At 72.7% G+C, this 24,316-nt stretch carries 23 protein-coding genes; 15 read left to right on the plus strand and 8 right to left on the minus strand.

Annotated elements, in window-relative coordinates; genetic code table 11:
• Nucleotides 1–51: 51 nt before the first annotated feature.
• On the minus strand, nucleotides 52–2,463 hold the full coding sequence (locus ACFQO7_RS11440) for an ABC transporter permease (RefSeq protein WP_376806335.1): 2,412 nt from the start codon (nucleotides 2,461–2,463) through the stop codon (nucleotides 52–54).
• The gene (locus tag ACFQO7_RS11445; RefSeq protein WP_376806336.1) at nucleotides 2,460–3,140 is read right to left on the minus strand and encodes an ABC transporter ATP-binding protein; all 681 of its coding nucleotides are present in this window, start codon (nucleotides 3,138–3,140) and stop codon (nucleotides 2,460–2,462) included. The genes ACFQO7_RS11440 and ACFQO7_RS11445 overlap by 4 nt, the downstream gene beginning before the upstream one ends.
• 173 nt (nucleotides 3,141–3,313) lie before the next feature.
• On the opposite strand from ACFQO7_RS11445, the gene ACFQO7_RS11450 reads away from it, so the two are divergent.
• Together ACFQO7_RS11450 and ACFQO7_RS11455 are read left to right on the plus strand one after the other, a co-directional pair.
• A complete protein-coding gene (locus ACFQO7_RS11450; RefSeq protein WP_376806337.1) occupies nucleotides 3,314–4,609 on the plus strand; it encodes a sensor histidine kinase in 1,296 nt (431 codons plus the stop codon).
• Entirely contained in the window at nucleotides 4,606–5,283 is a 678-nt protein-coding gene (locus tag ACFQO7_RS11455) for a response regulator transcription factor (protein WP_360533029.1), read from the plus strand. The genes ACFQO7_RS11450 and ACFQO7_RS11455 overlap by 4 nt, the downstream gene beginning before the upstream one ends.
• Nucleotides 5,284–5,320: 37 nt before the next feature.
• Here ACFQO7_RS11455 and ACFQO7_RS11460 read toward each other — a convergent pair whose 3' ends face one another.
• On the minus strand, nucleotides 5,321–5,452 hold the full coding sequence (locus ACFQO7_RS11460) for a DUF6924 domain-containing protein (protein ID WP_376806338.1): 132 nt from the start codon (nucleotides 5,450–5,452) through the stop codon (nucleotides 5,321–5,323).
• 79 nt (nucleotides 5,453–5,531) lie between these two features.
• Between ACFQO7_RS11460 and ACFQO7_RS11465 the strand changes: the two genes are divergently transcribed.
• Nucleotides 5,532–6,266, plus strand: a complete 735-nt coding sequence (locus ACFQO7_RS11465; RefSeq protein WP_376806339.1) for a class I SAM-dependent methyltransferase — start codon at nucleotides 5,532–5,534, stop codon at nucleotides 6,264–6,266.
• Nucleotides 6,267–6,433: 167 nt separating this feature from the next.
• The gene (locus ACFQO7_RS11470; RefSeq protein ID WP_376806340.1) at nucleotides 6,434–7,084 is read left to right on the plus strand and encodes a hypothetical protein; all 651 of its coding nucleotides are present in this window, start codon (nucleotides 6,434–6,436) and stop codon (nucleotides 7,082–7,084) included.
• A gap of 115 nt (nucleotides 7,085–7,199) precedes the next feature.
• Here the strand turns inward: ACFQO7_RS11470 and ACFQO7_RS11475 are convergent, their stop codons facing one another.
• Nucleotides 7,200–7,841, minus strand: a complete 642-nt coding sequence (locus ACFQO7_RS11475) for an N-acetylmuramoyl-L-alanine amidase (protein WP_376806341.1) — start codon at nucleotides 7,839–7,841, stop codon at nucleotides 7,200–7,202.
• A gap of 195 nt (nucleotides 7,842–8,036) precedes the next feature.
• Here ACFQO7_RS11475 and ACFQO7_RS11480 point away from each other — a divergent pair, with 195 nt between their 5' ends.
• The 4 genes from ACFQO7_RS11480 (at nucleotide 8,037) to ACFQO7_RS11495 (ending at nucleotide 12,031) form a co-directional block, all read left to right on the plus strand.
• Nucleotides 8,037–9,299: a hypothetical protein gene (locus tag ACFQO7_RS11480; protein ID WP_376806342.1), complete on the plus strand. Its 1,263-nt coding sequence runs from the start codon at nucleotides 8,037–8,039 to the stop codon at nucleotides 9,297–9,299.
• 81 nt (nucleotides 9,300–9,380) lie between these two features.
• Nucleotides 9,381–9,833 carry a DUF1707 SHOCT-like domain-containing protein gene (locus ACFQO7_RS11485; RefSeq protein ID WP_376806343.1) on the plus strand — a complete coding sequence of 151 codons (453 nt, stop codon included), beginning with the start codon at nucleotides 9,381–9,383 and terminating at the stop codon, nucleotides 9,831–9,833.
• A 9-nt stretch (nucleotides 9,834–9,842) separates the two neighbouring features.
• Entirely contained in the window at nucleotides 9,843–11,021 is a 1,179-nt protein-coding gene (locus ACFQO7_RS11490) for a serpin family protein (protein WP_376806344.1), read from the plus strand.
• A 95-nt stretch (nucleotides 11,022–11,116) separates the two neighbouring features.
• Nucleotides 11,117–12,031, plus strand: coding sequence for a hypothetical protein (locus tag ACFQO7_RS11495; RefSeq protein ID WP_376806345.1), 915 nt, complete (start codon nucleotides 11,117–11,119; stop codon nucleotides 12,029–12,031).
• 5 nt (nucleotides 12,032–12,036) lie between these two features.
• Here ACFQO7_RS11495 and ACFQO7_RS11500 read toward each other — a convergent pair whose 3' ends face one another.
• The 4 genes from ACFQO7_RS11500 to ACFQO7_RS11515 are packed head-to-tail and all read right to left on the minus strand — an operon-like array spanning nucleotide 12,037 to nucleotide 15,911.
• Nucleotides 12,037–13,053 carry a LacI family DNA-binding transcriptional regulator gene (locus tag ACFQO7_RS11500; RefSeq protein ID WP_376806346.1) on the minus strand — a complete coding sequence of 339 codons (1,017 nt, stop codon included), beginning with the start codon at nucleotides 13,051–13,053 and terminating at the stop codon, nucleotides 12,037–12,039.
• A gap of 13 nt (nucleotides 13,054–13,066) precedes the next feature.
• The gene (locus ACFQO7_RS11505; protein WP_376806347.1) at nucleotides 13,067–13,708 is read right to left on the minus strand and encodes a LutC/YkgG family protein; all 642 of its coding nucleotides are present in this window, start codon (nucleotides 13,706–13,708) and stop codon (nucleotides 13,067–13,069) included.
• The gene (locus tag ACFQO7_RS11510; RefSeq protein WP_376806348.1) at nucleotides 13,705–15,174 is read right to left on the minus strand and encodes a LutB/LldF family L-lactate oxidation iron-sulfur protein; all 1,470 of its coding nucleotides are present in this window, start codon (nucleotides 15,172–15,174) and stop codon (nucleotides 13,705–13,707) included. The genes ACFQO7_RS11505 and ACFQO7_RS11510 overlap by 4 nt, the downstream gene beginning before the upstream one ends.
• The gene (locus tag ACFQO7_RS11515; protein WP_376806349.1) at nucleotides 15,171–15,911 is read right to left on the minus strand and encodes a (Fe-S)-binding protein; all 741 of its coding nucleotides are present in this window, start codon (nucleotides 15,909–15,911) and stop codon (nucleotides 15,171–15,173) included. Before ACFQO7_RS11515 ends, ACFQO7_RS11510 begins: the two co-directional genes overlap by 4 nt.
• Before the next feature lie 221 nt (nucleotides 15,912–16,132).
• On the opposite strand from ACFQO7_RS11515, the gene ACFQO7_RS11520 reads away from it, so the two are divergent.
• From ACFQO7_RS11520 to ACFQO7_RS11550, 7 genes are read left to right on the plus strand one after another with little or no spacing between them, the layout of a single operon-like run.
• Nucleotides 16,133–17,632, plus strand: coding sequence for a sugar ABC transporter ATP-binding protein (locus ACFQO7_RS11520; RefSeq protein WP_376806350.1), 1,500 nt, complete (start codon nucleotides 16,133–16,135; stop codon nucleotides 17,630–17,632).
• Nucleotides 17,629–18,663: an ABC transporter permease gene (locus ACFQO7_RS11525; protein WP_376806351.1), complete on the plus strand. Its 1,035-nt coding sequence runs from the start codon at nucleotides 17,629–17,631 to the stop codon at nucleotides 18,661–18,663. The genes ACFQO7_RS11520 and ACFQO7_RS11525 overlap by 4 nt, the downstream gene beginning before the upstream one ends.
• The gene (locus tag ACFQO7_RS11530) at nucleotides 18,656–19,663 is read left to right on the plus strand and encodes an ABC transporter permease (RefSeq protein ID WP_376806352.1); all 1,008 of its coding nucleotides are present in this window, start codon (nucleotides 18,656–18,658) and stop codon (nucleotides 19,661–19,663) included. The genes ACFQO7_RS11525 and ACFQO7_RS11530 overlap by 8 nt, the downstream gene beginning before the upstream one ends.
• Before the next feature lie 46 nt (nucleotides 19,664–19,709).
• Nucleotides 19,710–20,762 carry a rhamnose ABC transporter substrate-binding protein gene (gene rhaS, locus ACFQO7_RS11535; protein ID WP_376806353.1) on the plus strand — a complete coding sequence of 351 codons (1,053 nt, stop codon included), beginning with the start codon at nucleotides 19,710–19,712 and terminating at the stop codon, nucleotides 20,760–20,762.
• Nucleotides 20,763–20,781: 19 nt separating this feature from the next.
• A complete protein-coding gene (locus tag ACFQO7_RS11540; RefSeq protein ID WP_376806354.1) occupies nucleotides 20,782–21,114 on the plus strand; it encodes an L-rhamnose mutarotase in 333 nt (110 codons plus the stop codon).
• The gene (gene rhaI / locus ACFQO7_RS11545; protein WP_376806355.1) at nucleotides 21,111–22,286 is read left to right on the plus strand and encodes an L-rhamnose isomerase; all 1,176 of its coding nucleotides are present in this window, start codon (nucleotides 21,111–21,113) and stop codon (nucleotides 22,284–22,286) included. The genes ACFQO7_RS11540 and rhaI overlap by 4 nt, the downstream gene beginning before the upstream one ends.
• Complete coding sequence (locus ACFQO7_RS11550; protein WP_376806356.1) at nucleotides 22,286–24,316, plus strand: bifunctional aldolase/short-chain dehydrogenase; 2,031 nt, start codon at nucleotides 22,286–22,288, stop codon at nucleotides 24,314–24,316. Before rhaI ends, ACFQO7_RS11550 begins: the two co-directional genes overlap by 1 nt.

A 24,316-nucleotide genomic window follows, 5' to 3' on the forward strand; every position in this document is an offset into this window, starting at 1 on the left:
CCACGTGGTCCCCCTCCGCCACCGTCACGTGACGACCGCCAGCCGAGCCCGCTACTCGGCACGCAGGGCCGTGGCGACCCGGGTGCGGGCCGCCCACCCGGCGGGCAGCAGCGCCCCCAGCACCGCCAGCAGGATGCCCGCACCGCCGAGCAGCAGCAGGTCGCCGAGCTGGTAGACCTCCATCGCCGACTGCGGCAGCGCGGTGCTGGCGGCCTCGCCCATCACCGGGATGACGGCGTGGTGCAGCGCGACGCCCAGCGGCACCGCGACCACCCCGGCCAGCAGGCCCAGCCCGACCATCGAGGTGACGACCATGATCCGGGTCTGCCGGGGCGTCATGCCCAGCGCCTTGAGCACGCCGATCTCGTGGATGCGCTCGCGGGTCGTGAGCACGACCGTGTTCAGCACGCCGAGTGCGGCCACGACGCTGAGCAGCAGCGTCAGGGTGCCGATCAGCGCCTGGATGATCAGGAACGTCTCGCCGTCGTCGCCGGCCGTCTGGTCCTCGACGAACACCCCGGACGTCTCCTCCGGATACTTGGCCTGCAGCGCCGTCGTGTACGCGGCGGCCTCCGTGCCGGGTGCGAGCCCGATCTCGACCCGGGCCATCATCGGCTTGGCCACCAGCGACACGTCCCCGATCATCGTGAAGCTGTCGCTGCCGTTGATGACCTCCGCGGTGATGGTGACCACCCGGCCGCCGGGCATCGTGATCCGGTCGCCGACCGCATACCCGGTCTGGCGCAGGAAATAAGACGAGACCACCACCTCATCGGCATTGCTGTACCAGCGCCCGGACACGATGCGGTAGCCGACCCAGCTCGCGTCGCCGGTGTAGCCGTTCAGCCTGACCTCCTGCGACAGGCCCGCGATCCGGATCTCGGCCTCCTTCAGCAGCGTCGAGCGGGCGGTGCCCGGCATCGCCGCCACGGTCGCGGCGACGTCGGCGGCGTCCGGTGGGGTGATCGGCTCACCGCCGGGCCGGGCCGGCACCGGCCCGAACGCGTCCGGCACGAAGACCTGCACCGTCACCGGCACCGCGTCCAGGCGGGTGAACGCGACGTTGACCTCGGTCATCGAGGCCGACAGGCCGCTGGAGAAGACCAGCGTGACGGCCCCGAGCAGCAGCGCGACCAGGGTCGCCACCGCCCGCGACGGCCGGGCCAGCGGCATGCCCAGTCCCAGCGCCACCGGCCGGGGCAGCGGCGAGGCGGTCAGCGCCCGGCGGGCCCGGAAACCCCGGCCGGTACGCGGCGCGCGGCCGACGCTGATCGCCTGGTTGGCGGCCAGCCGCCCGGCGCGCGACGCCGGCCCGATCGCCGACAGCACGACCAGCAGCGGCGCGGCGAGCAGCACCAGCCCGAGCACCCACAGCGGCACGCCCGCACCGTCGCCGGGCAGCCCGTACGCGTCGTCGGTCTCGGCGAGCAGCGGCACCGCCAGCCCCGCGCCCAGTGCCACACCGAGCACCGCCGCGACCAGCGCCGGGGCGAGCACCTGCGCGACGTACACGGCGACGACCTGCCCGGGGGTGAAGCCGAGCGTCTTGAGGATGCCGATGGTGCGGAAACCCGAGACGACGGCACCGTTGACGACGTTCACCGTGATCAGCACGGACAGCACGATGCCGAGCAGTGCGAACGCGACCACGAACGGTGCGATCGCCGAGATGGACCGGTTGAGCGACTGCCGGATCGTCACGTACGTCGTCGCGCCGGTGACCGCCCCCGCGGGCAGCGCGGCGGTGGCCTTGGCCAGGTCGGCGCGCACCGCAGCGTCGTCGACCCCGGGGGAGGCGAAGCGGTAGAGCATCTGCCGCGCGGCGGTGTCCCCGCCGAGCACGTCGCTCTGCGTCGGCCATACCCATGCGTCGGCGGTGCCGGTGACCGACGCGGCGATTCCGACCACCCGCAGCTTTACCCCGCTGACCGTCACCTCGCTGCCCACGGCCGTGCGCGGCCCGGAGGTGCGCCGGGTGAGCACGATCTGCCCCGGCCCGCTCAGCCAGGAGCCGGTGCTGAGGGTGAGCTGGTCCACGGGCCCCTGCTGCTGCTCGCGCCCGACGATGACGAACTCCATGTCACGTGGCCCGAACATCCCGTCCATGGGTGCCGTGACCAGGTCGAACGGCCCCGCGGCCGCGGCGACGCCGGACGCGGTCGCCGTGGCGGCGACCTGGTCGGCGGGCACGTCGGCCCGGATCGTGGCGGTGGCGTGGGAGCCCCGCGTGGTGGCGAACGCGTCGTCGAACGGCCCGTGCGAAGAGACGAGCAGGCCGACGCCGAGCACCGCCGTCGCCGCCGACAGCAGCACGACCACGCCGACGATCACGGTCTGCAGCCTGCGCCGCGCGACCGCCGCGCGGGCCGCGGCCAGCACCGCGCCGGTTCCCCGGCCGCGCCGTGGCACACCGGGTGCGGTGGCCGCGGCCTCGACCCGCGTGGTCGTCGGTGCGGCGCTCACGCGGGCACCGCCTCGGTGGCGTGGCCGTCGCGCATGGTGATCAGCCGGCGGCCCGCGGCCGAGGCCAGCTGCGGGTCGTGGGTCACCAGCAGCAGGGTCAACCCGTCGGCGGACAGCTCGTGCAACAGGTCGCGTACGCCCGCCGCGGCCTCCTGGTCGACCGCGCCCGTGGGCTCGTCGGCCAGCAGCAGCTGGGGCCGGTTCATCAGCGCCCGCGCGATCGCGACGCGCTGGCGCTGCCCGCCGGACAGCCGCGCCGGGTAGTCGTCGGACTTGCCCGCGATGCCGAGCCGTTCCAGCAGCTCGTCGGCGCGGGAGCGGGCCTGGGCGGGACGCGCCCCGGCCAGCCGGGCGGGCAGCACCACGTTGTCGCGTACGGTCATCTCGTCGAGCAGGTGGAAGAACTGGAAGATGATGCCGACGTGGGCGCTGCGGAACCGGGCCAGCGCCGTCTCCGACAGCTTGTCGACGCGCACCCCCGCCACCTCGACGGTGCCGCCGGTGGGCCGGTCCAGCCCGGCGATGACGTTGAGCAGGGTCGACTTGCCGCTGCCGGACGGGCCCATGACCGCGACGGCCTCCCCGGCGTTTACGGTCAGGTCGACGCCCGCCAGGGCGGGCGGCCCGGCCGCCTCGTACGCCTTCGCGACGTCGCGCAGGCGGATCAGTTCGGTCATGGTCAATGGCCCCTTCCGGGTCGGACATCGGACCTGGTGACCGTAGGAAGCGGCGGCGTGCGGGCGCGTCCGGCGCGGGAGCGAACCTGGGGCGGTGTCCTCCGCCACGATGATGAGGCGGGTAGTCATCACGGCGGACGCAGCCCGCGGCTGACCTGGGCACAATGGGCGGCGTGCCGATAGACCTGCGCCGCCTGCCCGACCGCCTCGGGGTGCCCCGGACCGACTTCGCCCTCGCGGCGGTGTTGGTGCTGGCCGGTTTCGTCTGGGCGATCGCGAGCGGCGGCGGCGGCGACGCCCCGGCACCGGTGCACCTGGACTTCCCCGACCTGGGCGTCCGGCCCACCCGACCGGAGATCCCTGACATTCCCGACATCCCGTCCGTGGTGGACGTGCCCGGGTTGGGGCAGGTGCCGGTCAGGCCCGTGGACCCGCGCCCGCCGCTCGACGGCGGCGACGAGGCGGGCGGCATGCTGGCCGTCAACGTGATCGCCGGGGCGGCGGTCGCGGCACGCCGCCGGTGGCCGCTGAGCGCGTTCGCCGTCGCCGCCGGGGCGGTGTTCCTGATCCAGGACGGCCTGCTGTGGCCGGGTTTCGTCGCGGTGCTGATCTGCGCGTACTCGGCCGTCGCCTACGGCCGGTCGGTGCGCGTGGCCGGAGCGCTGCTGATCGTCGGCGCGATCATCGCGGCGTCGCTGTTCGCCAACTCGATCCCGCAGATCCCGGGCTGGCTGAGCCCGTTCGCGGTGCTGCTGCCCGCGGGCCTGTTCGCGTTCGCGCTACGCAACGCCCGCGGCCGCGCCGACGCCGCCGCCCGCCGCGCCGCAGCCCTGGAACAGGAGCAGGCGGCCACGGCCCGCGCCGCGATCGCCGAGGAACGCGCCCGCATCGCCCGCGAGCTGCACGACGTCGTCAGCCACCACGTCAGCGTCATGGTCGTGCAGGCCGGAGCCGCCGGGAAGGTCATCGACAAGCGCCCCGACCTGGCGGCGAACGCGCTGTCGGCGATCGAGGACAGCGGCCGGTCCGCCATGGCCGAGCTGCGCCACCTGCTGGGCCTGCTGGCCCCCGCCGACGACCGCCTGCACCCTCAGCCCGGCCTGCGTGAACTCGACACCCTCGTCGACGCGGTGCGCGCGGCCGGGCAGCCGGTGACCCTGCGCCGCGACGGCGTCGACGTGCCCGAAGGCGTGGACCTGACCGCGTACCGGGTGGTGCAGGAAGGGCTGACCAACGCGCTGCGGCACGCGCCCGGCGCGCGTACCGCGGTCGAGATCCGGCACGACGGCCGTGACCTGCTGGTCGAGGTGAGCAACGAGGTGCCGACCGGGGAGCCGGGCGGCCCGGGAGCCGGCCGCGGCCTGCTGGGGCTGCGCGAGCGGCTGAAACTGCACGACGGCACCCTGCACGCCGGGGCCGCGCCGGGCGGCGGGTTCCGGCTGACTGCCCGATTTCCGGTGGCGTCATGAGCGAGCAGCTGAGAGTGGTCGTCGCCGACGACCAGGCGCTGGTCCGCAGCGGGTTCACGATGATCCTCGCCGCGTCGGGCATCGACGTGGTCGGCGAGGCGGGCGACGGCGAGGCCGCCCTCGCGGCGGTGCGGCGGCTGCGCCCCGACGTGGTGCTGATGGACATCCGCATGCCCGGCATGGACGGCCTGGAGGCGACCCGGCGGCTGCTGGCGACCGGGGCGACCACGACCGCCGGCGAGCCGACCCGAGTGATCATCCTGACGACGTTCGACCTCGACGAGTACGTCTACGCCGCGCTGCGCGCCGGGGCCAGCGGCTTCCTGCTCAAGGACGTCACCCCGGACCACCTCGTGCACGCGGTGCGGCTGGTCCGCGACGGCGACGCGCTGCTCGCCCCGTCGATCACCCGGCGGCTGGTCGACCGGTTCAGCTCCACCTCGGGCGTACGCGAGGACCACGGCGCGCTGCCGACGCTGACCGCCCGCGAGCGCGAGGTGCTGGTGCTGCTGGCCCGCGGGCTGTCCAACGCGGAGCTGGCCGCGAACCTGCAGCTCGGCGAGGCGACGGTGAAGACCCACGTGGCGCGCATCCTGGCCAAGCTGGGCCTGCGCGACCGGGTGCAGGCGGTCATCTTCGCGTACGAGAGCGGCCTGGTCAGCCCCGGTTCCTGAGCCGTGCTCGGCGATCCGGGCGCTCCCGGTCGAGCCGTCAATCGTCGGCGAACCCGCGGTAGGTGCCGGAATCGTCCGTGGCGTCGGCGAACTCGGCGAAGTCCATGTTCGCGATGTCGGTACGCAGGACCAGTGAGGTCAGATCGTCAGGCTGGGGCAGCGGGGTCACTCCCGGATCTTCCCATCAAGAAGCCGGCCGGCGCATTTATCGGGAGCTGGATGGGGTGCGCGGCCGCTATGGTGCACCGGTGATCGATGATCCCTACCGTGATGTCGAACTGGTTCAGCTGTACGACCTCGACAATCCGGGTGGCGAGGACCACGACTACTACCGGGCGCTCGCCGACGAGCTGGGCGCACGATCGGTCATCGACCTGGGCTGCGGCACCGGACTGCTGACGCGGTCGCTGGTGCGGCCGGGGCGGACCGTACTCGGCGTCGACCCGAGCCGGACCATGCTGGACTTCGCCCGGTCGCAGCCCGGGGCGGAAGCGGTCACCTGGGTGTTCGGCGACGCGACCGCGCTTTCGCCGACCGGCACCGCCGACCTGGCCGTCTGCACCGGCAACGCGATCATGCACCTCGCCCCGGACGAGCTGCCCGCGACACTGTCGGCGCTGGCCAGGGCGCTGCGCGCGGGTGGCGTATTCGCGTTCGAAGCCCGCAACCCGGCCTACCGCGAATGGGAACGCTGGAGCCCGGCGGCCACCTACGCGGAGCGCATCACCCCGGTGGGTCGGCTGCGGGAGTGGTTGGACGTCACCGAGGCCGAGGACGGGCGGGTGACGTTCGACGCGCACAACGTCTTCCCCGACGGCGAGGACCGGGTCTACACGAGCGTCCTGCACTTCCGCAGCTCCGAGCGGTTCCGGCAGGCGCTGGAGTCGGCCGGTTTCACCGACGTCGTCTGCGACGGCGACTGGCGCGGTGGCCCGGTCGAGGACGGCTCACGCCTGTTCGTGTTCCGGGCGCGCCGGGTCTGAGCACAGGGTTCATTGCGGAGCGCTCCAAGGCCCTGGCCGACAACGAGGTGCTCAAGGGTCGACCGCCGGACGGCCAGGCCGTGTGGCGGTTCGGCAGCCGAGCGCAGGTGTCACAAGCCGGTGGCATGATCTCGCGTCGATGATGTCGATCCGACCAAGGGAGAGGCGTGGACGGGATGCCGCCGCCGGACAATCCAGGAGCCGCCGTCGATGTCCGGCCTCGGTGGCTGGTCACACCGTTGGAGGCTGCGGGGCCGTTGCGGTTCGGCATGACTGTGGCGGAGGCTGCCGCCGCGCTTCCGGCGGCGCAGCAGGTACGCCGGTTCCAGGCTGATCCCTACCATCCCGAGGTGGTGGGCATCGAGCTGGGTTTCCCGTCGGCGGCACCCGCACTCTATGAGTACTTCGACGAGGCGGGCCGACTGTTCTGCGTCGCAGCAGACGCTGTACACGGGCCCCGGATGGTGCTCGACGGGATGAACCTGACCGGTGGCGACCCGGACGAGTTGGAGCAGTGGCTGTCCGAACTGCCTGATGCGGTCGGTGGCCTGCGGTTCGGTCCGCGCGGCAACCCCGGCATCGAAGAACTGGGTCTGGTCCTGCGCGCGCAGGCCTCCGCGGGCGACCTGTCGACCAGGCCGGTGCTGGTGGGACGCGAGTGGGCGGACAGATGCGTCGACGACTACGAAAGCTTTATCCCTGAGTGCGAGTGGGTCGGACACCTCTGGCCCACCCCAGGGTTGGCAGATGAGGACAAGGTGTGGCCATCGGTCAGGTACCCGGCGTCTTGGGCAGGTAAATGGTCACCGCCGTTCTGACGCGGTCGTCCTGAACTTGAGCGGGGCCGAGTCCGCCCGGACCCGGCCCCGCCGGAACTGCGTGGGCGGCAGAGGCAGCCCGGGTTGAGGCCGGGCCGGTCACCTGATCGGGGCGTCAGAGACCGAGGAAGGCGGCGATGCCGCGGGCGTGGCCGCGGGCCGTGGCGGTGATGAAGTCGGCGCGCTTGAGCAGGTTCGCGTTGGCGACCGTGTCGATGAACAGGTTCTCGGTGAGCACGGCGGGCATGTTGCTCTCGCGCAGCACGTGCAGGTTGGCGGTCTTCTGGCCGCGGTCGGTGATCGAGGAGATGGTGCGCATCTGGCTGAGCACGTTGGAGTGCACGAGGCTGTGCAGGCGCTGGGTGGTGGCGCCGACGCCCGGGTAGCGGTAGCTCTCGAAGCCGGTGCCGCCGCCGGCGTTGATGTGGATGCTGACGAAGATCGCAGCGCCCCAGGCGTTGGCGTCGTCGGTGCGGTAGGCGAGGCTGCGGGTGATGTCGGTGGTGCGCGACATACGCACGTCGACGGTGTAGCTCGCCTTGAGGATGTCGCGGGTCTGCAGGGCGATGTTGAGGGTGAGGGTCTTCTCCTGCAGGCCGTTGGCGACCGCGCCGGCGTCGGTGCCGCCATGTCCGGGGTCGATGTAGATCTTTGGTCCGGCCGCGAAGGCGGGTCCGGCGGCGGCGAAGGGGGCCGCGGCCACGCCTGCGGCCGCGGCGAGCAGGGTGCGTCTGCGCAGTACGGAGTTGCCGTTCATGTTCACCTCTGGGGGCGAGGGACGGGACGGCGTGAATCTATTACATGTGCATAGTTCAATGAAGATGTTCTACGTGAAACCTTCGTTGAGCGCATGTTTTCTACGAACGCACGCGTGCACCGGAGCGGAACGGCCATCCGGCGCACTCGCATCGGCCGATGCTGCGCCCGTCCCGCCGCGCCTACAGTCCGGTGCATGGCCGTGCCCCTCAACCTGCTCGACCAGGCCGCATACCGGGCCCAGAACGCCCTGGACAGCGTCGTGCTCGCCCAGGTGAGCTGGCTGGCGGACGGCCCGCCCGACGTCGATCGGGTTCGTGCGCTCGCCGCGCGCCTGGCCCGGTCCCGGCAGCTCGGGCGGGTCATCGTGCCCGCGGCAGCGTTCGGCGGCCGGGACCACTGGGGGCCGCTGGACGCCGTGCCCGAGGTCGCCGTCGTGACGGACCCGGTCGAGCGGAGCGCCGTCCCGGCATGGCTGGACGATCGCGCCCAGATGCCCGTCGACCCGTGCCGGCACCCCTGGCACCTGGCCGTACGGCCGCTGGCTGGGGGCGGTCACGCGGTGACGCTGGTGGTGTCGCACGCGCTCACCGACGGCATCGGCCTGGTGAACGTGCTCGCCGCAGCCGACGGCGACACCGCCGCCCTGTACCGGGGCCGCCGCCCCGGGCTGCTCACCGCGATCGGGCAGGCCGCCGCCGGGCTCCCTGGCGCGGTCAGGGCGGCCGCCACCGCGGCACGGGCCGACCGGGGGACCGTGTCGCCGGCGCCGACGACCTCGCATGCCCGTCCGCTCACCGCGGTGGCCCTGATCCACGCGGGGGCGTGGCACAGCGCGGCGGCCGCGGCTGGTGCCACGTCGAATGCGCTCTTCGTGTCGGTCGCCGCGCAGGTCGCGGTAGCCGCTGGACGGGTCACCGCCGACGGGCGGGCGCTGATCGGCATGCCGGTGAACAGCCGCGGCGACGGCGACGACGTGTCCGCCAATGCCCTCACCACCGTGCAGCTCGACCTGCCCGCCGACCGGGTCGGCGACGTCGCGTTCGTTCGCGCCGAGGTGAAGCGCACGCTGGCGGCCCGGCGGGAGCAGGACGCCTCGTTCACCGCGCTGCTACCCCTCGTGCCGTACCTGCCGCGCAAGGTCGTGCGCGCCGTGGCACAGGCCGCCCTGGGCGGCGGCGATCCGGTGACCTCGGCTTCGCACGTCGGTGTCGTGCCGCCGGCGCTCGTCGCCGCGCCCGGACCCGCGTACGCGGTGGTCATGAACCTGGCCATGCAGCACCCGGCCGGGGTCGCCGGGCCTGACCGGGTCAATGCGGTCATCGCCGAGACGCCTGGCGGCACGGTCGCGGTGCACCTGAGCGCGGCAAGCGATGGGATCGGCGACGCCGCCGTGCTGCGGTCCGCGCTGGCGGGGGCGCTGCGGTCCTCGCACGTCGAGCCGCGAGAGCTGCTCTGACCGCGCGCAGCCCCTGCTCGCGTACGCGTTGCCGGACGGTATTGGGTGGCGTCGGTGACCGCACCGGCCTACCGTCCTGCTGTGTCCAACGCCGACGAAACCCTTCAGCAGTCCGAGGGACCGGTCACCGATCTGAGGGTCGGCGCGCCCGAGCGTGAGGCTGCGCTGCTGGCCCTCGACGAGCATCTCGGCTACGAGCGGCTCGACCCGGCCGAGTACACGCAGCGCCGCGCGGCCTGCCAGACGGCGCGAACCGAGTCCGAGCTGCGCCGGCTGTTCGTCGACCTCCCCGAACCCCACCCCGAGCTCTCCCACCAGCCGCCTGCGGCACCCGCCGACGACGACGTCACCGTCCTCGGCTGGGCCCTCGGCATCCTGCTCGCGTTGGGACTGCCGGTGACGATCGTGCTCGGCGTCGTCTACGACGCCTGGTGGAGTCTCACGGTGCCCGTGGCCCTGAGCGTGCTGCTGCTCTACATCGAGCACCTGCTGACCCGCAAGGCGACCGGCGTCGTGGTTGCCGACGAGGCATAGGGTGTCGCCGTGATCGATACGGCGGTGGCGGGCGCGAACGCGCTGACGCGGCGATGGGTGGCCACGATCGAGTCCGGCGGGTCGTCGGCAGTTTCCGGGGCGGGAGTGTGGCCGCTGCTGGCCTACCTCGCCCCCGCGGCGGACGGCGACGGCCGTGACGAGCTGACGGCAGCGGTCGGCATGCCCGTGGGCGACGCTGCCGCGGGTGCGGCCGCGATGGTCGACCTGCTGCGGACGGCACCCGGGCTGCGCGCCGCGATCGGGGCCTGGGTGAGCCCTGACCTGAAGCTGCACGCCGACTGGCGCGACAGCCTGCCGCCCGGCGCGGTGGGTGTGGCCGCCGAGCAGGCGGTGCTGGACGCCTGGGTACGCGAGCAGACCGACGGCCTGCTGAACCGGATGCCGGTGCAGGTCGACCCGGAGACGCTGCTCGTGCTGGCGTCGGCGCTCGTCGCCAGGACCCGCTGGACGCAGCCGTTCACCGACGGGATGCTCAGCGCCGCTGAAGGCCCGTGGGCCGGGCAGCGGCTGGCCGGCCTGCGCCGGACCACCACCTACTGCGACCGGCTCGCCGTGTACGACACCGCGGCCGGTCCGGTCAGTGTGCTGACCGTCGAGGGCGACAACGGCATCGACGTCGACCTGGCCATCGGGCTGCCCGACGCCCCGGCTGCCGCGGTGCTGACCGCGGCCGTCGACGCCCCGGCGGTCGAGCCGTCGCGTCGCGGCTCACAGTTCGGTGAAGGCGACACGGCCCCGGGTGTCACGGTGGGCTTCGGGTCGGGGCACGACGACACGCCCCGGCTGCTGGCCGCGCTGCCCCGGTTCACGGTGACGTCGTCGCACGACCTGCTCGCCCACGCGGAGCTGTTCGGGCTGCGTACCGTGTCGGACCTGCGCGCGCAGCGGCTGCCCGGGGTCAGCGACTTCCCGCTGGGCGTCGGCGCGGCCGCGCAGGACCTGACCGCGTCGTTCACCGCCGAGGGCTTCGAAGCGGCGGCGGTGACCGCGTTCGCGATGCGGGCCGGCAGCGCCCCGCCGTCGCAGCGCCCGCTGCAGGTGCGGGTGCTGCTCGACCGGCCGTTCGCGTTCGTCGCTCGGCACCGCCCGTCGGGCCTGGTGCTCGTCGCCGGCTGGGTCGCCCAGGGCGAGCAGCAGACCGGCCCGGGCCCCGGCTTCGCCGGTTAGGAAGGGCACCTTCCACAACGTATGGCGATGTGAAGGTGCCCTTCCTTTCCGCAGGTCGGGGTTGGTGGGGTGGTCGGGGGCGGGATACTGGAGGGGTGCGGCGGGCGGCGGTCTGGAAGATTGGGATCGGGGCGGTGCTCGTCGCGGCGTCCTGTCTGCAGGTGGTGGTGCCGGGGTGGGTGTTCGCGCCGCCGCAGCAGGCGATCTTCGGGCTGCCGGTGGCGCCGGTGGTCGTGCTCGGGCTGAGTTCGGCGCTGTTCGCGGTGGGGGTGATCCTCGCCGGTGCGGGGATCTGCGGGGCGGTCGGCGGGACGTCGCTGTGGGATCTGGCGGTGCGGGATCCGCTGATGGTGTTGCGGTTGCTGGGCTGCGGGGTGGTGGCGGGGCTCGTGCTGGAAGTCGTGGCGCAGTGGCTGGGGCGGCTCTGGTACTACCCGTGGTGGACGACGTGGTTCTACCTGCTGGTGCTGCTGCCGGGGTTCGCGCTGTACTGGGTGTTCATCGTGGAGAGTTATCTGGCGGCCAAGGCGGTGCTGGACATGGTCGTGCGGCGGCGGCCGGTGCTGCGGGCCGTGCGGTCGTGGCCGGTCGGGGTGGTCGCGCTCGGCGTCTTCGTGGTGCTGTCGGTGACCTGGTACGCCCGGCGCGGCTTCGTGTTCGACGTGACGGGTCCGAGCCCGGTCGCGCCGCCGTTCGGGTACACGGTGCTGGCGTTCACCGGGGTGGCGCTGCTCAGCGGGGCGCTGGTGTCGGCGGCGGTGGGTCGCTACTGGGTGCCGTTCGCGGCGATCGTGCTCGCGGCGCTGGTCGTGTCGGTGCTGTTCGAGGTGCCCAACGCCGTGCACTGGCACTGGGCGTACGCCCATTTCCCGGGCCCGGTGCTGTCCGACGGGCTGCCGGCGGCGGTGTTCGTGTCCTGGCCGATGCAGTACGTGGTGTTCCTGGCGGTGCCGAGCCTGCTCGTGCCGCGCCTGGCCGCGGTGTTCTGGCAGCCGTCGGGCAGGGTGTGAGCGGGTCAGCGACGCGGTGCGGCGGTCGACTGGCGGACGACCAGCTGCGGCTGGAACACCACGTGGCGGTGGCCGTGCGCGGTGTCGGTGTCGGCCTCCTCCAGCAGCAGCTGTGCGGCGGTGCGGCCGAGCTGCTCGCGGGGTTGGCGGACGGACGTCAGCGGCACGGCGGCCGCGGCGGCGAAGTCGATGTCGTCGTAGCCGACCAGGGCGATGTCCTCGGGCACCCGCAGCCCGCCGATGGTCAGCCCTTGCAGCACCCCGAGCGCGAGCAGGTCGTTGGCGCAGAAGACCGCCGTGGGCCGCCTGCCCCGCGGCAGGGTGCAGATGTCCTCGGCGGCCTGCCGTCCGGCGGTCACCGACAGTGCCTTCGTCTCGAACATCTCCAGCTCGACGCCGCCGCCGTGCTCGGCGAGGGCGGCGGCCGCCCCGGCGTGCCGGTCGGCGACCTGCGCGATGCTGATCGGCCCGCCGACGAACGCGATGTGCCGGTGGCCGAGTTCGGCCAGGTGGGCGGCGGCCAGGCGGCCGCCGAGCACGTCGTCGACGGCGACGGAGCAGCGGTTGAGCTGACCGGAGCCGCGGTCGACGAGGACCACCGGGATGCCGCGGTCGACGAGGCGTTCGAGGCGTTCGTGGCGGCCGTTCTCGACGGGGGTGATGAGCAGGCCGCGGACCCGCTGCTCTTCGAGGGTGGCCAGGTGGCGGCCCTCACGGGCGGGGTCCTGGCCGCTGTTGCAGACGACGAGCATGCCGCCGGCGGCTTCGACGACGGCTTCGGCGCCCTGCACGACGTCGGTGAAGAACGGGTTGGACACGTCGAGCACCACGATCGCGACGGTGCGGCTGCTGCCGGCGCGCAGGTGGCGGGCGGAGTCGTTGCGGACATAGCCGAGTTCGTCGATGGCGTCGAGGACCCGCTTGCGGGTGGCGGGGGCGACGCTGTCGGGGCGGTTGAGCACGTTGCTGACGGTGCCCAGGGACACCCCCGCGCGCCGCGCCACCTCCTTGATGCCGGTCACCGCCATCGCTCCCTCATCCTGTGCTTTCGGTGGACACTATCGGACCGGCCGGTTCGTCCCCGGCGACGATGACCACGATGAGGGTGCGCGGGCCGTGCACGCCTTCGACGCGGTCGAGCTCGATGTCGCTGGTTGCCGACGGGCCGCTGATCAGGGTCAGCGGCCGCGTCGGGTCGAGGCGGCGCAGCAGTTCGGGGACGGTCTGCACGACCTGCTCGGCGTGGATGACGCAGACGTGCCGGTCGGGGATGAGCGTCAGCGCCCGCCTGCCCTGGCCCGCTCCACCGTCGAGGGCGATGGTGCCGGTGTCGGCGCAGGCCGCCGCGCAGCCGGTGAGGACCGCGTCCACGCCGTCGAGGTCGGTGTGGCTGAGGGCGGGCCGGTCGCGGACCGCGCCCGGCACGGTGAGCCCGTCCGGCACGGCGACCCGCCAGCCGCTGGTCAGGTCGGCGAGGGTGGCGGCGAGGCCGGCCGGTGCGCACCGGTGCACGGCCGCCCGGTAGTCGCGCAGGCGGTCGGCGAGCAGGTCCAGCAGCTCGGGGGCGCCGGGGGCGTACGCGCCGGTGGTGGCGTAGTCGCGGGGGACCGGGACGGCTGCGGGGGAGGGGCCGTTCGCGGTGCGGATGCGGTGGAGGATCTCGTCGCGGGCGGTCATCGGGGGCCGTCCTCGGGGCGGGTTCGCCACCACTGCCGGAACGTGCGCGCGGGCGGGGCGGGCAGGTCGCGGGCGGCGGTCCAGGCCGACAGCGGCGGCGGCAGGCTCCGGATGCGCCCGGAGCGGGCGAACACCCGCCCGAGCCGCAGCAGGCGCTCGGCGAACCGGAACCGGCGCGGGCCGGCCATGGTCCAGGCGGCCACGGCCATGGTGAGCGCCTCGGCCGAGGGCAGCAGCCCGCGCCGGCGCGCTTCGACGTGTTCGCCGCGCAGGTGGACGAGGATCGAGGGGATGTCGATGCGGACGGGGCAGACGTCGTAGCAGGCGCCGCACAGCGTGGACGCGTACGGCAGGGAGCTGTTGTCCTCGATGCCGGTCAGCTGGGGGGACAGGATCGCGCCGATCGGTCCGGGGTAGACGCTGCCGTAGGCGTGCCCGCCGGTGCGTTCGTAGACGGGGCACACGTTCAGGCAGGCCGAGCAGCGGATGCAGTGCAGGGCGCTGCGCCCGGCGGGGTCGGCGAGCACCGCGGTGCGCCCGTTGTCGAGCAGGACGAGGTGGAACTGCTGCGGGCCGTCGCCGGGGGTGACGCCGGTCCACATCGAGGTGTAGGGGTTCATCCGCTCGCCGGTCGACGAGCGGGGCAGCAGTTGCAGGAACACCTCCAGGTCGGTCCAGGTGGGCACGACCTTCTCGATGCCCATGACGGTGATGAGCGTGTCGGGCAGGGTGAGGCACATGCGGCCGTTGCCCTCGGACTCGACGACGGTGACGGTGCCGGTCTCGGCGACGGCGAAGTTCGCCCCGGAGACCGCGACCTTCGCGGTGAGGAACTTGGCGCGCAGGTGGGCGCGGGCGGCCATGGCCAGGCGGCGTGGTTCGTCGGTGAGGCCGGGGTCGACGCCGGGCATGTGCCGCAGGAAGATGTCGCGGATCTCGGTGCGGTTGCGGTGGATGGCCGGGACGAGGATGTGGCTGGGTCTGTCGTGTCCGAGCTGGACGATGAGTTCGGCCAGGTCGGTCTCGACGGCGGTGATGCCCGCGGCTTCCAGGGCTTCGTTGAGGCCGATCTCCTGCGTGGCCATCGACTTGACCTTGACGACCTCGGTGGCGCCGGTCGCGCGGACCAGGTCGGTGACGATGCGGTTGGCTTCGACGGCGTCGCGGGCCCAGTGCACGTGCCCGCCGCGGGCGGTGACGGCGGCCTCCAGCGCGACGAGGTGTTCGTCGAGGCGGGCCATGGTCGCGACCTTGATCGCCTCCCCGGCCTGGCGCAGCTGCTCCCAGTCGGCGAGTTCGGCGACGGCGCGGGCGCGTTTGCCGCGGATGGTGGCCGTGGCGTGGCCGAGGTTGCGGCGCAGCTGCTGGTCGGCGAGGGTCTTGTGGGCGGCGGCGGGGAACGGTTCGTCGCCGCGCAGCTGTCCGACGCCGCGCGGGGCGTGCGGCATGCCGAGGAAGGTGGTCATGGCCTGTTCCCTTCGGTGGCGGCGAGGATCTGGGCCAGGTGCAGGGGGCGTACGGCGGATTCCTGCCGGGACAGTCCGCCGCCGATGTGCATGAGGCAGGACGCGTCTCCGGCGGTGATGACGTGCGCGCCGGTGGCCAGGATGTGGCCGGTCTTGTCGGCGAGCATCGCGGCGGAGGTGTCGGCGTTCTTGAGGGCGAACGTGCCGCCGAAGCCGCAGCACTGCTCGGCGGCGGGCAGCTCGACCAGGTCGATGCCGCGCACGGCCCGCAGCAGGCGCAGCGGTTTGTCGCCCACGCGCAGCATGCGCAGGCTGTGGCAGGTGGGGTGGTAGGTGACCCGGTGCGGGAAGAACGCGCCGACGTCCTCGACGCCGAGCACGTCGATCAGGAACTCCGACAGCTCCCAGGTCCGGGTGGCCAGTCGCGCGGTGCGGTCGGCGAGGCGTTCGTCGCCGGCGTCGCGGGCGACGGCGGTGTGCTGGTGGCGCACGGAGCCGACGCACGAGCCGGACGGGGCGACGATCGCGTCGTAGGGCTCGAACACGTCGGTGTGGTGGCGTACCAGGGTGCGGGCCTGGCGGCGGTAGCCGGTGTTGACGTGCATCTGCCCGCAGCAGGTCTGCGCGGCGGGGAAGGCGACGTCGTGGCCGAGCCGTTCGAGCAGGGTCACGGTGGCCCGGGCGGCGTCCGGGAACATCGCGTCGGCGAGGCAGGTCGCGAACAGGGCTACCCGCATGCTGGCACCGGCTTGTCGAACGTCGCGATCGGAGTGTCGGGTCCGGACCGTGGCGGGGGCGCGCCGCCGTTGAAATGAATCAACTCTCGCTCCCTGGAGATCGAACGTAACAACTCGGTAACTGCGGAGAAACCCTTGACGGGCAGTGGATCTGACTTCTAACGTCATCCTAACGGGCGGATGAAACGTTTCACAAGGTAGTGATCCGAGAAGAGGTCCACGTGCCGACACCACTGCTCACGCTGGACGGCGTCAGCAAGTCCTTCGGCGCCGTCGCGGCACTGCGGGACGTCCGCCTGGAGCTGCACGCCGGCGAGGCGCACGCGCTGGTCGGCGAGAACGGCGCGGGCAAGTCGACGCTGGTGAAGATCCTCGCCGGGGTGCACGCCCCCGACGCCGGCACGATCACCCTCGACGGGAGGCCGCTGCTGCTCGACGGCCCCGCCGACGCGCGCGCCGCCGGGATCGCCGTCATCTACCAGGAGCCGACCCTGTTCGCCGACCTCAGCGTCGCCGAGAACATCTTCATGGGCCGCCAGCCGCTGCGCAGCCTGCGCCGCGTCGACTACGCCGCCATGCGCCAGCGCGCCGCCGAGCTGTTCGCCCGGCTCGGCGTGCGCCTCGACCCCGACCGGCCCGCCCGCGGGCTGTCCATCGCCGACCAGCAGCTCGTCGAGATCGCCAAGGCCATCTCGCTCGACGCGCGGGTCCTGGTCATGGACGAGCCGACCGCGGCCCTGTCCGGGATCGAGGTCGAGCGGCTGTTCGCCGTCGCCCGGTCGCTGCGCGACGCCGGCACCGCGGTGCTGTTCATCTCGCACCGCTTCGACGAGGTCTTCGCCCTGTGCCAGACCGTCACCGTGATGCGCGACGGCCGCTGGGTCTCCACCGACCCGGCCGAGGCGCTGACCGTCGACGACGTCGTACGCCGGATGGTCGGCCGCGAGGTCTCGGCCATGTACCCCAAGCAGGACACCACGCCCGGCGAGCCCCGGCTGGAGGTGCGCGGCCTGACCAGGCGCGGCGTGTTCGACGACGTCACCTTCACCGTGCACGCGGGGGAGATCGTTGCGCTCGCCGGGCTCGTCGGCGCGGGACGCAGCGAGGTCTGCCGGGCGGTGTTCGGCGTCGACCGCCACGACGCGGGCGAGGTCGCCGTCGACGGCTCCCGCCTGCCCAACGGCGACACCGCCGCCGCGATCCGCGCCGGACTCGCCCTGGTCCCCGAGGACCGCCGCCAGCAGGGCCTGGTCATGGAGCTGTCCGTCGAGCGCAACACCAACCTGCCGCGCCGCTGGCGACTGACCTGCGGCGGGCTGCTGTTCGGCGGCGACGAGCGCCGCGCCGCCATGACCTGGGCGCAGCGCCTGCAGGTCAAGGCGGGCCGGCTCACCGACCCGGTGTCCACCCTGTCCGGCGGCAACCAGCAGAAGGTCGTACTGGCCAAGTGGCTGGCCACCGCGCCGAAGGTGCTGATCGTCGACGAACCCACCCGCGGCATCGACGTCGGCACCAAGGCCGAGGTGCACCGGCTGCTGTCGCAGCTGGCCGCCGACGGCGTCGCGGTGCTCATGGTGTCCAGCGAACTCCCGGAGGTGCTCGGTATGGCAGACCGCGTCCTGGTGATGCACGAGGGACGGCTGACCGCCGACATTCCCCGCGCACGGGCCGACGAGCAGTCGGTCATGCTCGCCGCGACCGGGCAGGCGGCCGCCGCATGACCGCCGTCGGCACCGCCCCCGCCGAGACGGCCACCGGCGGCGGCGCCCGGCTGACCCGGCGCGCCTTCGCCGTACGCGAGCTCGGCATCGCCCTGGCCCTGGTGCTGCTCGTGGTGACCACCACGATCGTCAACCCGCGCTTCCTCAGCGCGCAGAGCCTCAAGGACCTGCTGCTGGGCTCCACGATCCTGGCGATCCTGGCCGTCGGGCAGGCCGTGGTCGTCATCACCCGCAACGTCGACCTGTCCGTCGGCTCCATCCTGGGCCTGTCGGCGTTCGCGACCGGGGCGGTGTTCGTCGCCGTGCCCGGCCTGCCCATCCCGCTGATGCTGGTCGTCGGCACGGCGCTGGGGGCGGTGCTCGGCGCGGTCAACGGCGGGCTGATCGCCGCCGCCCGGGTGCCCGCGCTCGTGGTCACCCTCGGCACGCTGTACATGTTCCGGGGCGTGGACTACATGTGGGCCACCGGACGGCAGATCAACGCCGCCGACATGCCCGCCGCGTTCCTGCGGATGGGCACCGCGACCGTGCTCGGTGTGCCGGTGCTCGCCTTGTTCGCCGCCGCCGTCCTGGTCGCCGTCGGGTACGTGCTGCGTTACCACCGCAGCGGCCGCGAGCTGTACGCCATCGGCTCCGACCCGGCCGCGGCCCGGCTGTCCGGCATCCCCAGCGGCCGCCGCGTCTTCTACGCGTTCGTGACCAGCGGCGCGCTCGCGGGCCTGGCCGGAGTCCTGCACGCCGCCCGGTTCGGCACCCTCGACGCCAACGCGGGCCTGGGCACCGAACTCAACGTCGTCGCCGCGGTCGTCGTCGGCGGCGTGGCGATCTTCGGCGGCAGCGGCTCGGTGTACGGCGCGGCCCTGGGCGCGGTCCTGCTGACCACGATCCGCGCCGCGCTGCCGGTGCTCGGCATCAACCCGTTCTGGCAGGACGCCGCGGTCGGCGCGCTGATCCTCGCCGCGATCGGCCTGGACCGGGCGCTGTCGGCCCGTGTCGCGCGCAGCCTGCGAGAGAGGAAGGCCCATGTCTGAGCCCGTCGCCCGGATCCGCCGCGCCCTGGGCACCTGGGACGTGGTCGTGCTGCTGGCGCTGGTCGCCGTCGCCGTGATCGGCGCGCTGACCATCGACGGCGTCGCCAGCCCGCGGTTCTGGCGTTTCGTGGTCCTGGAGGCGATCCCGATCGCCCTGATCGCCCTGCCGATGACCCTGATCGTCATCACCGGCGAGATCGACCTGTCGGTGGCCAGCGTGCTCGGCCTGACCTGCTCGGTCATGGGCCAGCTGTGGGTGTCGGGGGTGACGTCGCTGCCCCTGCTGATCGCGCTCGCGCTGCTGCTGGGCGCGGTGCTCGGGGCCGTCAACGGGCTGTTCGTCACCGGGTTCGGGCTGCCGTCGCTGGCCGTCACCATCGGCACCCTGGCCCTCTACCGAGGCCTGGCCTACGTCGTGCTCGGCGACCGGGCCGTCGCGAACTACCCGACCACCTGGACCACCACGGCGATCAAGCCGCTGCCCGGCACCACCATCCCGTGGATGATCCTGGTCGTCGCCGCACTTGCCGTCGTGTTCGCGGTCGTCCTGCACGCGATGCCGATCGGCCGCGGCCTGTACGCCATGGGCAACAACGCCGAAGCGGCGCGCTTTTCCGGGGTGAACGTGCGGCTCACCAAGTTCTGGCTGTTCGTCGCGTCCGGCGCGATGTCGGCGCTGGCCGGGGTGTTCTGGACGCTGCGCTTCGCCAGCGCCCGCGCGGACAACGGCAGCGGCCTGGAACTGGCCGTCGTCGCCGCGGTCCTGCTCGGCGGGGTGTCCATCTTCGGCGGCCGGGGCGCGCTGCTGGGCGTGCTGGCCGCCGTCGCCCTGCTCGGGGTGCTGCGCAACGCGCTGCAGCTGGCGTACGTGCCGGCGAACACGTTGACGGTGATCACCGGCTCCCTGCTGATCGCTTCGGTCGTCGGACCGAATGTCGCCGCGATGCTGCGCGAGCGGCTACGCCGGCGGCGAACCACCACTGTTTCGCCCTCTTCCTGACGCCGCCTGCTCCTCGCGGCCACCCCCGATGAAAGGAAGCACCCCCATGAGATCAGGCACGAAGCGGATACGCCTGGTGGCGATGGCCGCGCTGGCGGCGCTTACGTTCGCCACGGCGGCCTGCGCCGAGGACGGCGGCGACGGCACCACCCCCGGCGAGTCGACCGGCAGCATGAAGACCGGCCTGAAGATCGCGTTCCTGCCCAAGCAGGTCAACAACCCGTACTTCACCACCTCCGACAACGGCGGCAAGGCCGCGGTCGAGGAGATCAAGGGGAATTACAGCGAGACCGGGCCGTCCGAGGCCAGCCCGTCGGCGCAGGTCAGCTACATCAACACGCTGTCGCAGCAGAACACCGACGTGATCGTGGTGTCCGCCAACGACAAGGACGCCATCTGCGGCGCGCTCAACGAGGCCCGGCAGGCCGGCGCGAAGGTCGTCACCTTCGACTCCGACACCAACCCGACCTGCCGCGACCTGTTCATCAACCAGGCCACCGCCGAGGGCATCGCCGCCAACCAGGTGAAGCTGATCTCCGAGGCGGTCGGCCCGGACGGCGGCGAGATCGCGATCCTGTCGGCGACCGCGAACGCCACCAACCAGAACGCCTGGATCGAGCTGATGAAGACCGAACTCGGCAAGCCCGAGTACGCCAAGCTCAAGCTCGTCGACACCGTCTACGGCGACGACCAGGACCAGAAGTCGTTCACCGAGACCCAGGCGCTGCTGGCCAAGCACCCCAACCTCAAGGGCATCATCTCGCCGACCACCGTCGGCGTCGCCGCGGCCGCCCGCTACCTGTCCGGGTCCACGTACAAGGGCAAGGTGCAGCTGACCGGGCTGGGCACGCCGAACCAGATGAAGGCGTTCGTCAAGGACGGCACCGTCAAGGCGTTCGCCCTGTGGAACCCGGCCGACCTGGGCTACCTCGCCGCGTACGCCGGTGGCGCACTGGCCTCCGGGCTGATCACCGGCAAGGAGGGTGACAAGTTCACCGCCGGGAAGCTCGGCGAGTACACCGTCGGCAAGGACGCCACGGTGCTGCTCGGCGACCCGTTCACGTTCAACGCGTCCAACGTCGACCAGTTCAACTTCTGACCCATTGAGGAGGCATGGCGTGCGCCGGATCTGCTTCACCCTTCAGGTCAGACCCGACCGGCTGGAGGAGTACCGGCGCCGCCATGCCCAGGTCTGGCCCGACATGCTCGCTGCGCTGCGCGACACCGGCTGGACCGACTACAGCCTGTTCCTGCGCGAGGACGGCCTGCTGGTGGGCTACCTGCTCACCGACGACTTCGACGCGGCCCTGGCGGCGATGGACGCCACCGACGTCAACGCCCGCTGGCAAGCGCAGATGGCCGAGTTCTTCGACACCGGCCGCCCCGACCGGCAGATGCACGTGCTCACCGAAGTGTTCCACCTTGAAGACCAGCTAGGAGACCCACGATGACCGACCTCGCGGCGCAGTCGCACGTGCTTTCGACCCTGCGCGGGCAGCGCATCGAGACGGCCTCCTGGGCGTACGGCAACTCCGGCACCCGGTTCAAGGTGTTCGCCCAGCAGGGCGTGCCCCGCGACCCGTACGAGAAGATCGCCGACGCCGCCACCGTGCACCGCTTCACCGGCGTCGCCCCGACCGTCGCGCTGCACATCCCCTGGGACAAGGTCGCCGACTACCCCGACCTGGCCCGCCACGCCGCCGACCTGGGCATCGCGCTGGGCACCATCAACGCCAACGTCTTCCAGGACGACGACTACAAACTCGGCAGCGTCACCAACGCCGACCCCGCCGTACGCCGCAAAGCCATCGGGCACCTGCTCGAATGCGTCGACATCATGGACGCCACCGGCTCGCGTGACCTGAAGCTGTGGTTCTCCGACGGCACCAACTACCCCGGCCAGGACGACGTGCGCACCCGCCAGGACCGGCTCGCCGCCGCGCTGCGCGAGACCTACGACCGGCTCGGGCCCGACCAGCGCATGCTGCTGGAGTACAAGCTGTTCGAACCGGCCTTCTACATGACCGACGTGCCCGACTGGGGCACCGCCTACCTGCACTGCACCCAGCTCGGCGAGCGCGCCCAGGTCGTCATCGACACCGGCCACCACGCGCCCGGCACCAACATCGAGTTCATCGTCGCCATGCTGCTGCGCGCCGGACGGCTCGGCGGATTCGACTTCAACTCCCGCTTCTACGCCGACGACGACCTGATGGTCGGGTCGGCCGACCCGTTCCAGTTGTTCCGGATCATGCACGAGATCGTGCTCGCCGGGGCGCTGGAGCAGTCCGCCGGGATCGCGTACATGCTCGACCAGTGCCACAACATCGAACCGAAGATCCCCGCGGTGATCCGGTCGGTGATGAACGTGCAGGAGGCCACCGCCAAGGCCCTGCTCGTCGACCACGCCGCGCTGGCCGCCGCGCAGCAGGCCGGTGACGTGCTCGAAGCCAACGCCGCGCTGATGGACGCCTACCACACCGACGTGCGTCCGATGCTGCGCGAGCTGCGCGAGGACATGGGCCTGGACCCGGACCCGATCGCGGCCTACAAGCGCTCGGGGTACTTCGAGAAGATCCGCGACGAGCGCGCACAGGGCCAGGCCGCGGGCTGGGGCGCGTGATGGCCGCCAAGGACGAACTGCTCGCCCGCTCCCACCGGCTCGGCGCGGACCCGGCTTACACCAACTACGCCGGTGGCAACACCTCCGCCAAGGGCGAGGAGACCGACCCGGCGACCGGGCAGCCGGTGCGGCTGATGTGGGTGAAGGGCTCCGGCGGCGACCTCGGCACCCTGACCGAGGCCGGGCTCGCCGCCCTGCGCCTGGACCGGCTGCGAGCTTTGGCCGACGTGTACCCGGGCCTCGACCGCGAAGACGAGATGGTCGGCCTGTTCGACTACTGCCTGCACGGGCGCGGCGGCGCGGCCCCATCGATCGACACCGCCATGCACGGGCTGCTCGACGCCGAACACGTCGACCACCTGCACCCCGACGCCGGGATCGCGCTCGCCACGGCCGCCGACGGGCCGGCGCTGACCAAGGAGTGCTACGGCGACCGGGTGGTGTGGGTGCCGTGGCGGCGGCCCGGGTTCCAGCTCGGCCTGGACATCGCCGAGGTTCGCCGCGCACACCCGCAGGCGATCGGGGTGATCCTCGGCGGCCACGGCATCACCGCCTGGGGCGACACCAGCGACGAGTGCGAGCAGCGCTCGATCGAGATGATCCGCACCGCGCAGGCGTTCCTCGACGAACGCGGCCGCCCCGAGCCGTTCGGGGCGCGGCTGCCCGAGTACGAGCCGCTGCCCGCACCGGAACGCCACGCCCGCGCGGCGGCGCTCGCGCCGGTGCTGCGCGGCCTGGCCTCCACCGACCGTCGCCAGGTCGGCCACTACACCGACACCGCCGAGGTGCTGGACTTCCTAGCCGCGGCCGAGCACCCGCGGCTGGCCGCACTGGGCACCTCCTGCCCCGACCACTTCCTGCGCACCAAGGTCCGCCCCATGGTGCTCGACCTGCCGCCCACGGCCGATCTCGACGAGACGATCGCGCGCCTCCGGGAGCTGCACGCCGCCTACCGCGACGAGTACGCCGCCTACTACCAGCGCCACGCCGACGCCGACTCGCCGCCGATGCGCGGCGCGGACCCGGCGATCGTGCTGGTGCCCGGCGTGGGCATGTTCAGCTTCGGCCGCGACAAGCAGACCGCCCGGGTCGCGGGGGAGTTCTACGTCAACGCGATCAACGTCATGCGCGGCGCGGAGGCGGTCTCCCGCTACGAGCCGATCCCCGAGGCGGAGAAGTTCCGCATCGAGTACTGGGCCCTCGAAGAGGCGAAACTGGCCCGGATGCCCCGGCCCAAGCCGCTCGCGGCCCGGGTCGCGCTGGTCACCGGCGGCGGCTCCGGCATCGGGCGGGCGGTCGCGCTGCGCCTGGCCGCCGAGGGCGCCTGCGTGGTGGTCGCCGACCGTGACCCCGAATCGGCGGCCAAGGTCGCCGCCGAGATCGGCACGGCCGACGCCGCCGTCGCGGTCGAGGTCGACGTCACCGACGAGGAGCAGATCCAGGCCGGATTCGCCGCGGCGGCGCTCGCGTTCGGCGGGGTGGACCTGGTCGTCAACAACGCCGGGCTGTCGGTGTCCAAGCCGCTGCTGGAGACCACCCTCGCCGACTGGGACCGGCAGCACGACGTGATGGCGCGCGGCTCGTTCCTGGTCTCCCGCGAGGCCGCGCGGATCATGATCGCGCAGGGTTCCGGCGGCGACATCGTCTACATCGTCAGCAAGAACGCGGTCTTCGCCGGGCCGAACAACGTCGCGTACGGCGCGGCCAAGGCCGACCAGGCCCACCAGGTGCGGCTGCTCGCCGCCGAACTCGGCGAGCACGGCATCCGGGTCAACGGCGTCAACCCCGACGGCGTCGTACGCGGCTCGGGCATCTTCGCCTCCGGCTGGGGCGCCAAACGCGCCGCCGTCTACGGGGTGCCCGAGGAGAAACTCGGGGAGTACTACGCCCAGCGCACCCTGCTCAAACGGGAGGTGCTGCCCGAACACGTCGCCAACGCGGTGTTCGTGCTCGCGGGCGCGGAACTGTCCCACACCACCGGCCTGCACGTGCCCGTCGACGCCGGGGTCGCCGCGGCGTTCCTGCGATGA

The organism is Catellatospora aurea (assembly GCF_042663325.1).
GTDB classification, from domain to species: domain Bacteria; phylum Actinomycetota; class Actinomycetes; order Mycobacteriales; family Micromonosporaceae; genus Catellatospora; species Catellatospora aurea.

Bases quoted from the DNA above. Each gene is read 5' to 3' on its own strand.
- ACFQO7_RS11445 (WP_376806336.1), bottom strand. From the start codon at position 3,140: ATGACCGAACTGATCCGCCTGCGCGACGTCGCGAAGGCGTACGAGGCG.
- ACFQO7_RS11455 (WP_360533029.1), top strand. From the start codon at position 4,606: ATGAGCGAGCAGCTGAGAGTGGTCGTCGCCGACGACCAGGCGCTGGTC.
- ACFQO7_RS11475 (WP_376806341.1), bottom strand. From the start codon at position 7,841: ATGAACGGCAACTCCGTACTGCGCAGACGCACCCTGCTCGCCGCGGCC.
- ACFQO7_RS11480 (WP_376806342.1), top strand. From the start codon at position 8,037: ATGGCCGTGCCCCTCAACCTGCTCGACCAGGCCGCATACCGGGCCCAG.
- ACFQO7_RS11505 (WP_376806347.1), bottom strand. From the start codon at position 13,708: ATGACCGCCCGCGACGAGATCCTCCACCGCATCCGCACCGCGAACGGC.
- ACFQO7_RS11510 (WP_376806348.1), bottom strand. From the start codon at position 15,174: ATGACCACCTTCCTCGGCATGCCGCACGCCCCGCGCGGCGTCGGACAG.
- ACFQO7_RS11515 (WP_376806349.1), bottom strand. From the start codon at position 15,911: ATGCGGGTAGCCCTGTTCGCGACCTGCCTCGCCGACGCGATGTTCCCG.
- ACFQO7_RS11525 (WP_376806351.1), top strand. From the start codon at position 17,629: ATGACCGCCGTCGGCACCGCCCCCGCCGAGACGGCCACCGGCGGCGGC.
- ACFQO7_RS11530 (WP_376806352.1), top strand. From the start codon at position 18,656: ATGTCTGAGCCCGTCGCCCGGATCCGCCGCGCCCTGGGCACCTGGGAC.
- rhaS (WP_376806353.1), top strand. From the start codon at position 19,710: ATGAGATCAGGCACGAAGCGGATACGCCTGGTGGCGATGGCCGCGCTG.
- rhaI (WP_376806355.1), top strand. From the start codon at position 21,111: ATGACCGACCTCGCGGCGCAGTCGCACGTGCTTTCGACCCTGCGCGGG.
- ACFQO7_RS11550 (WP_376806356.1), top strand. From the start codon at position 22,286: ATGGCCGCCAAGGACGAACTGCTCGCCCGCTCCCACCGGCTCGGCGCG.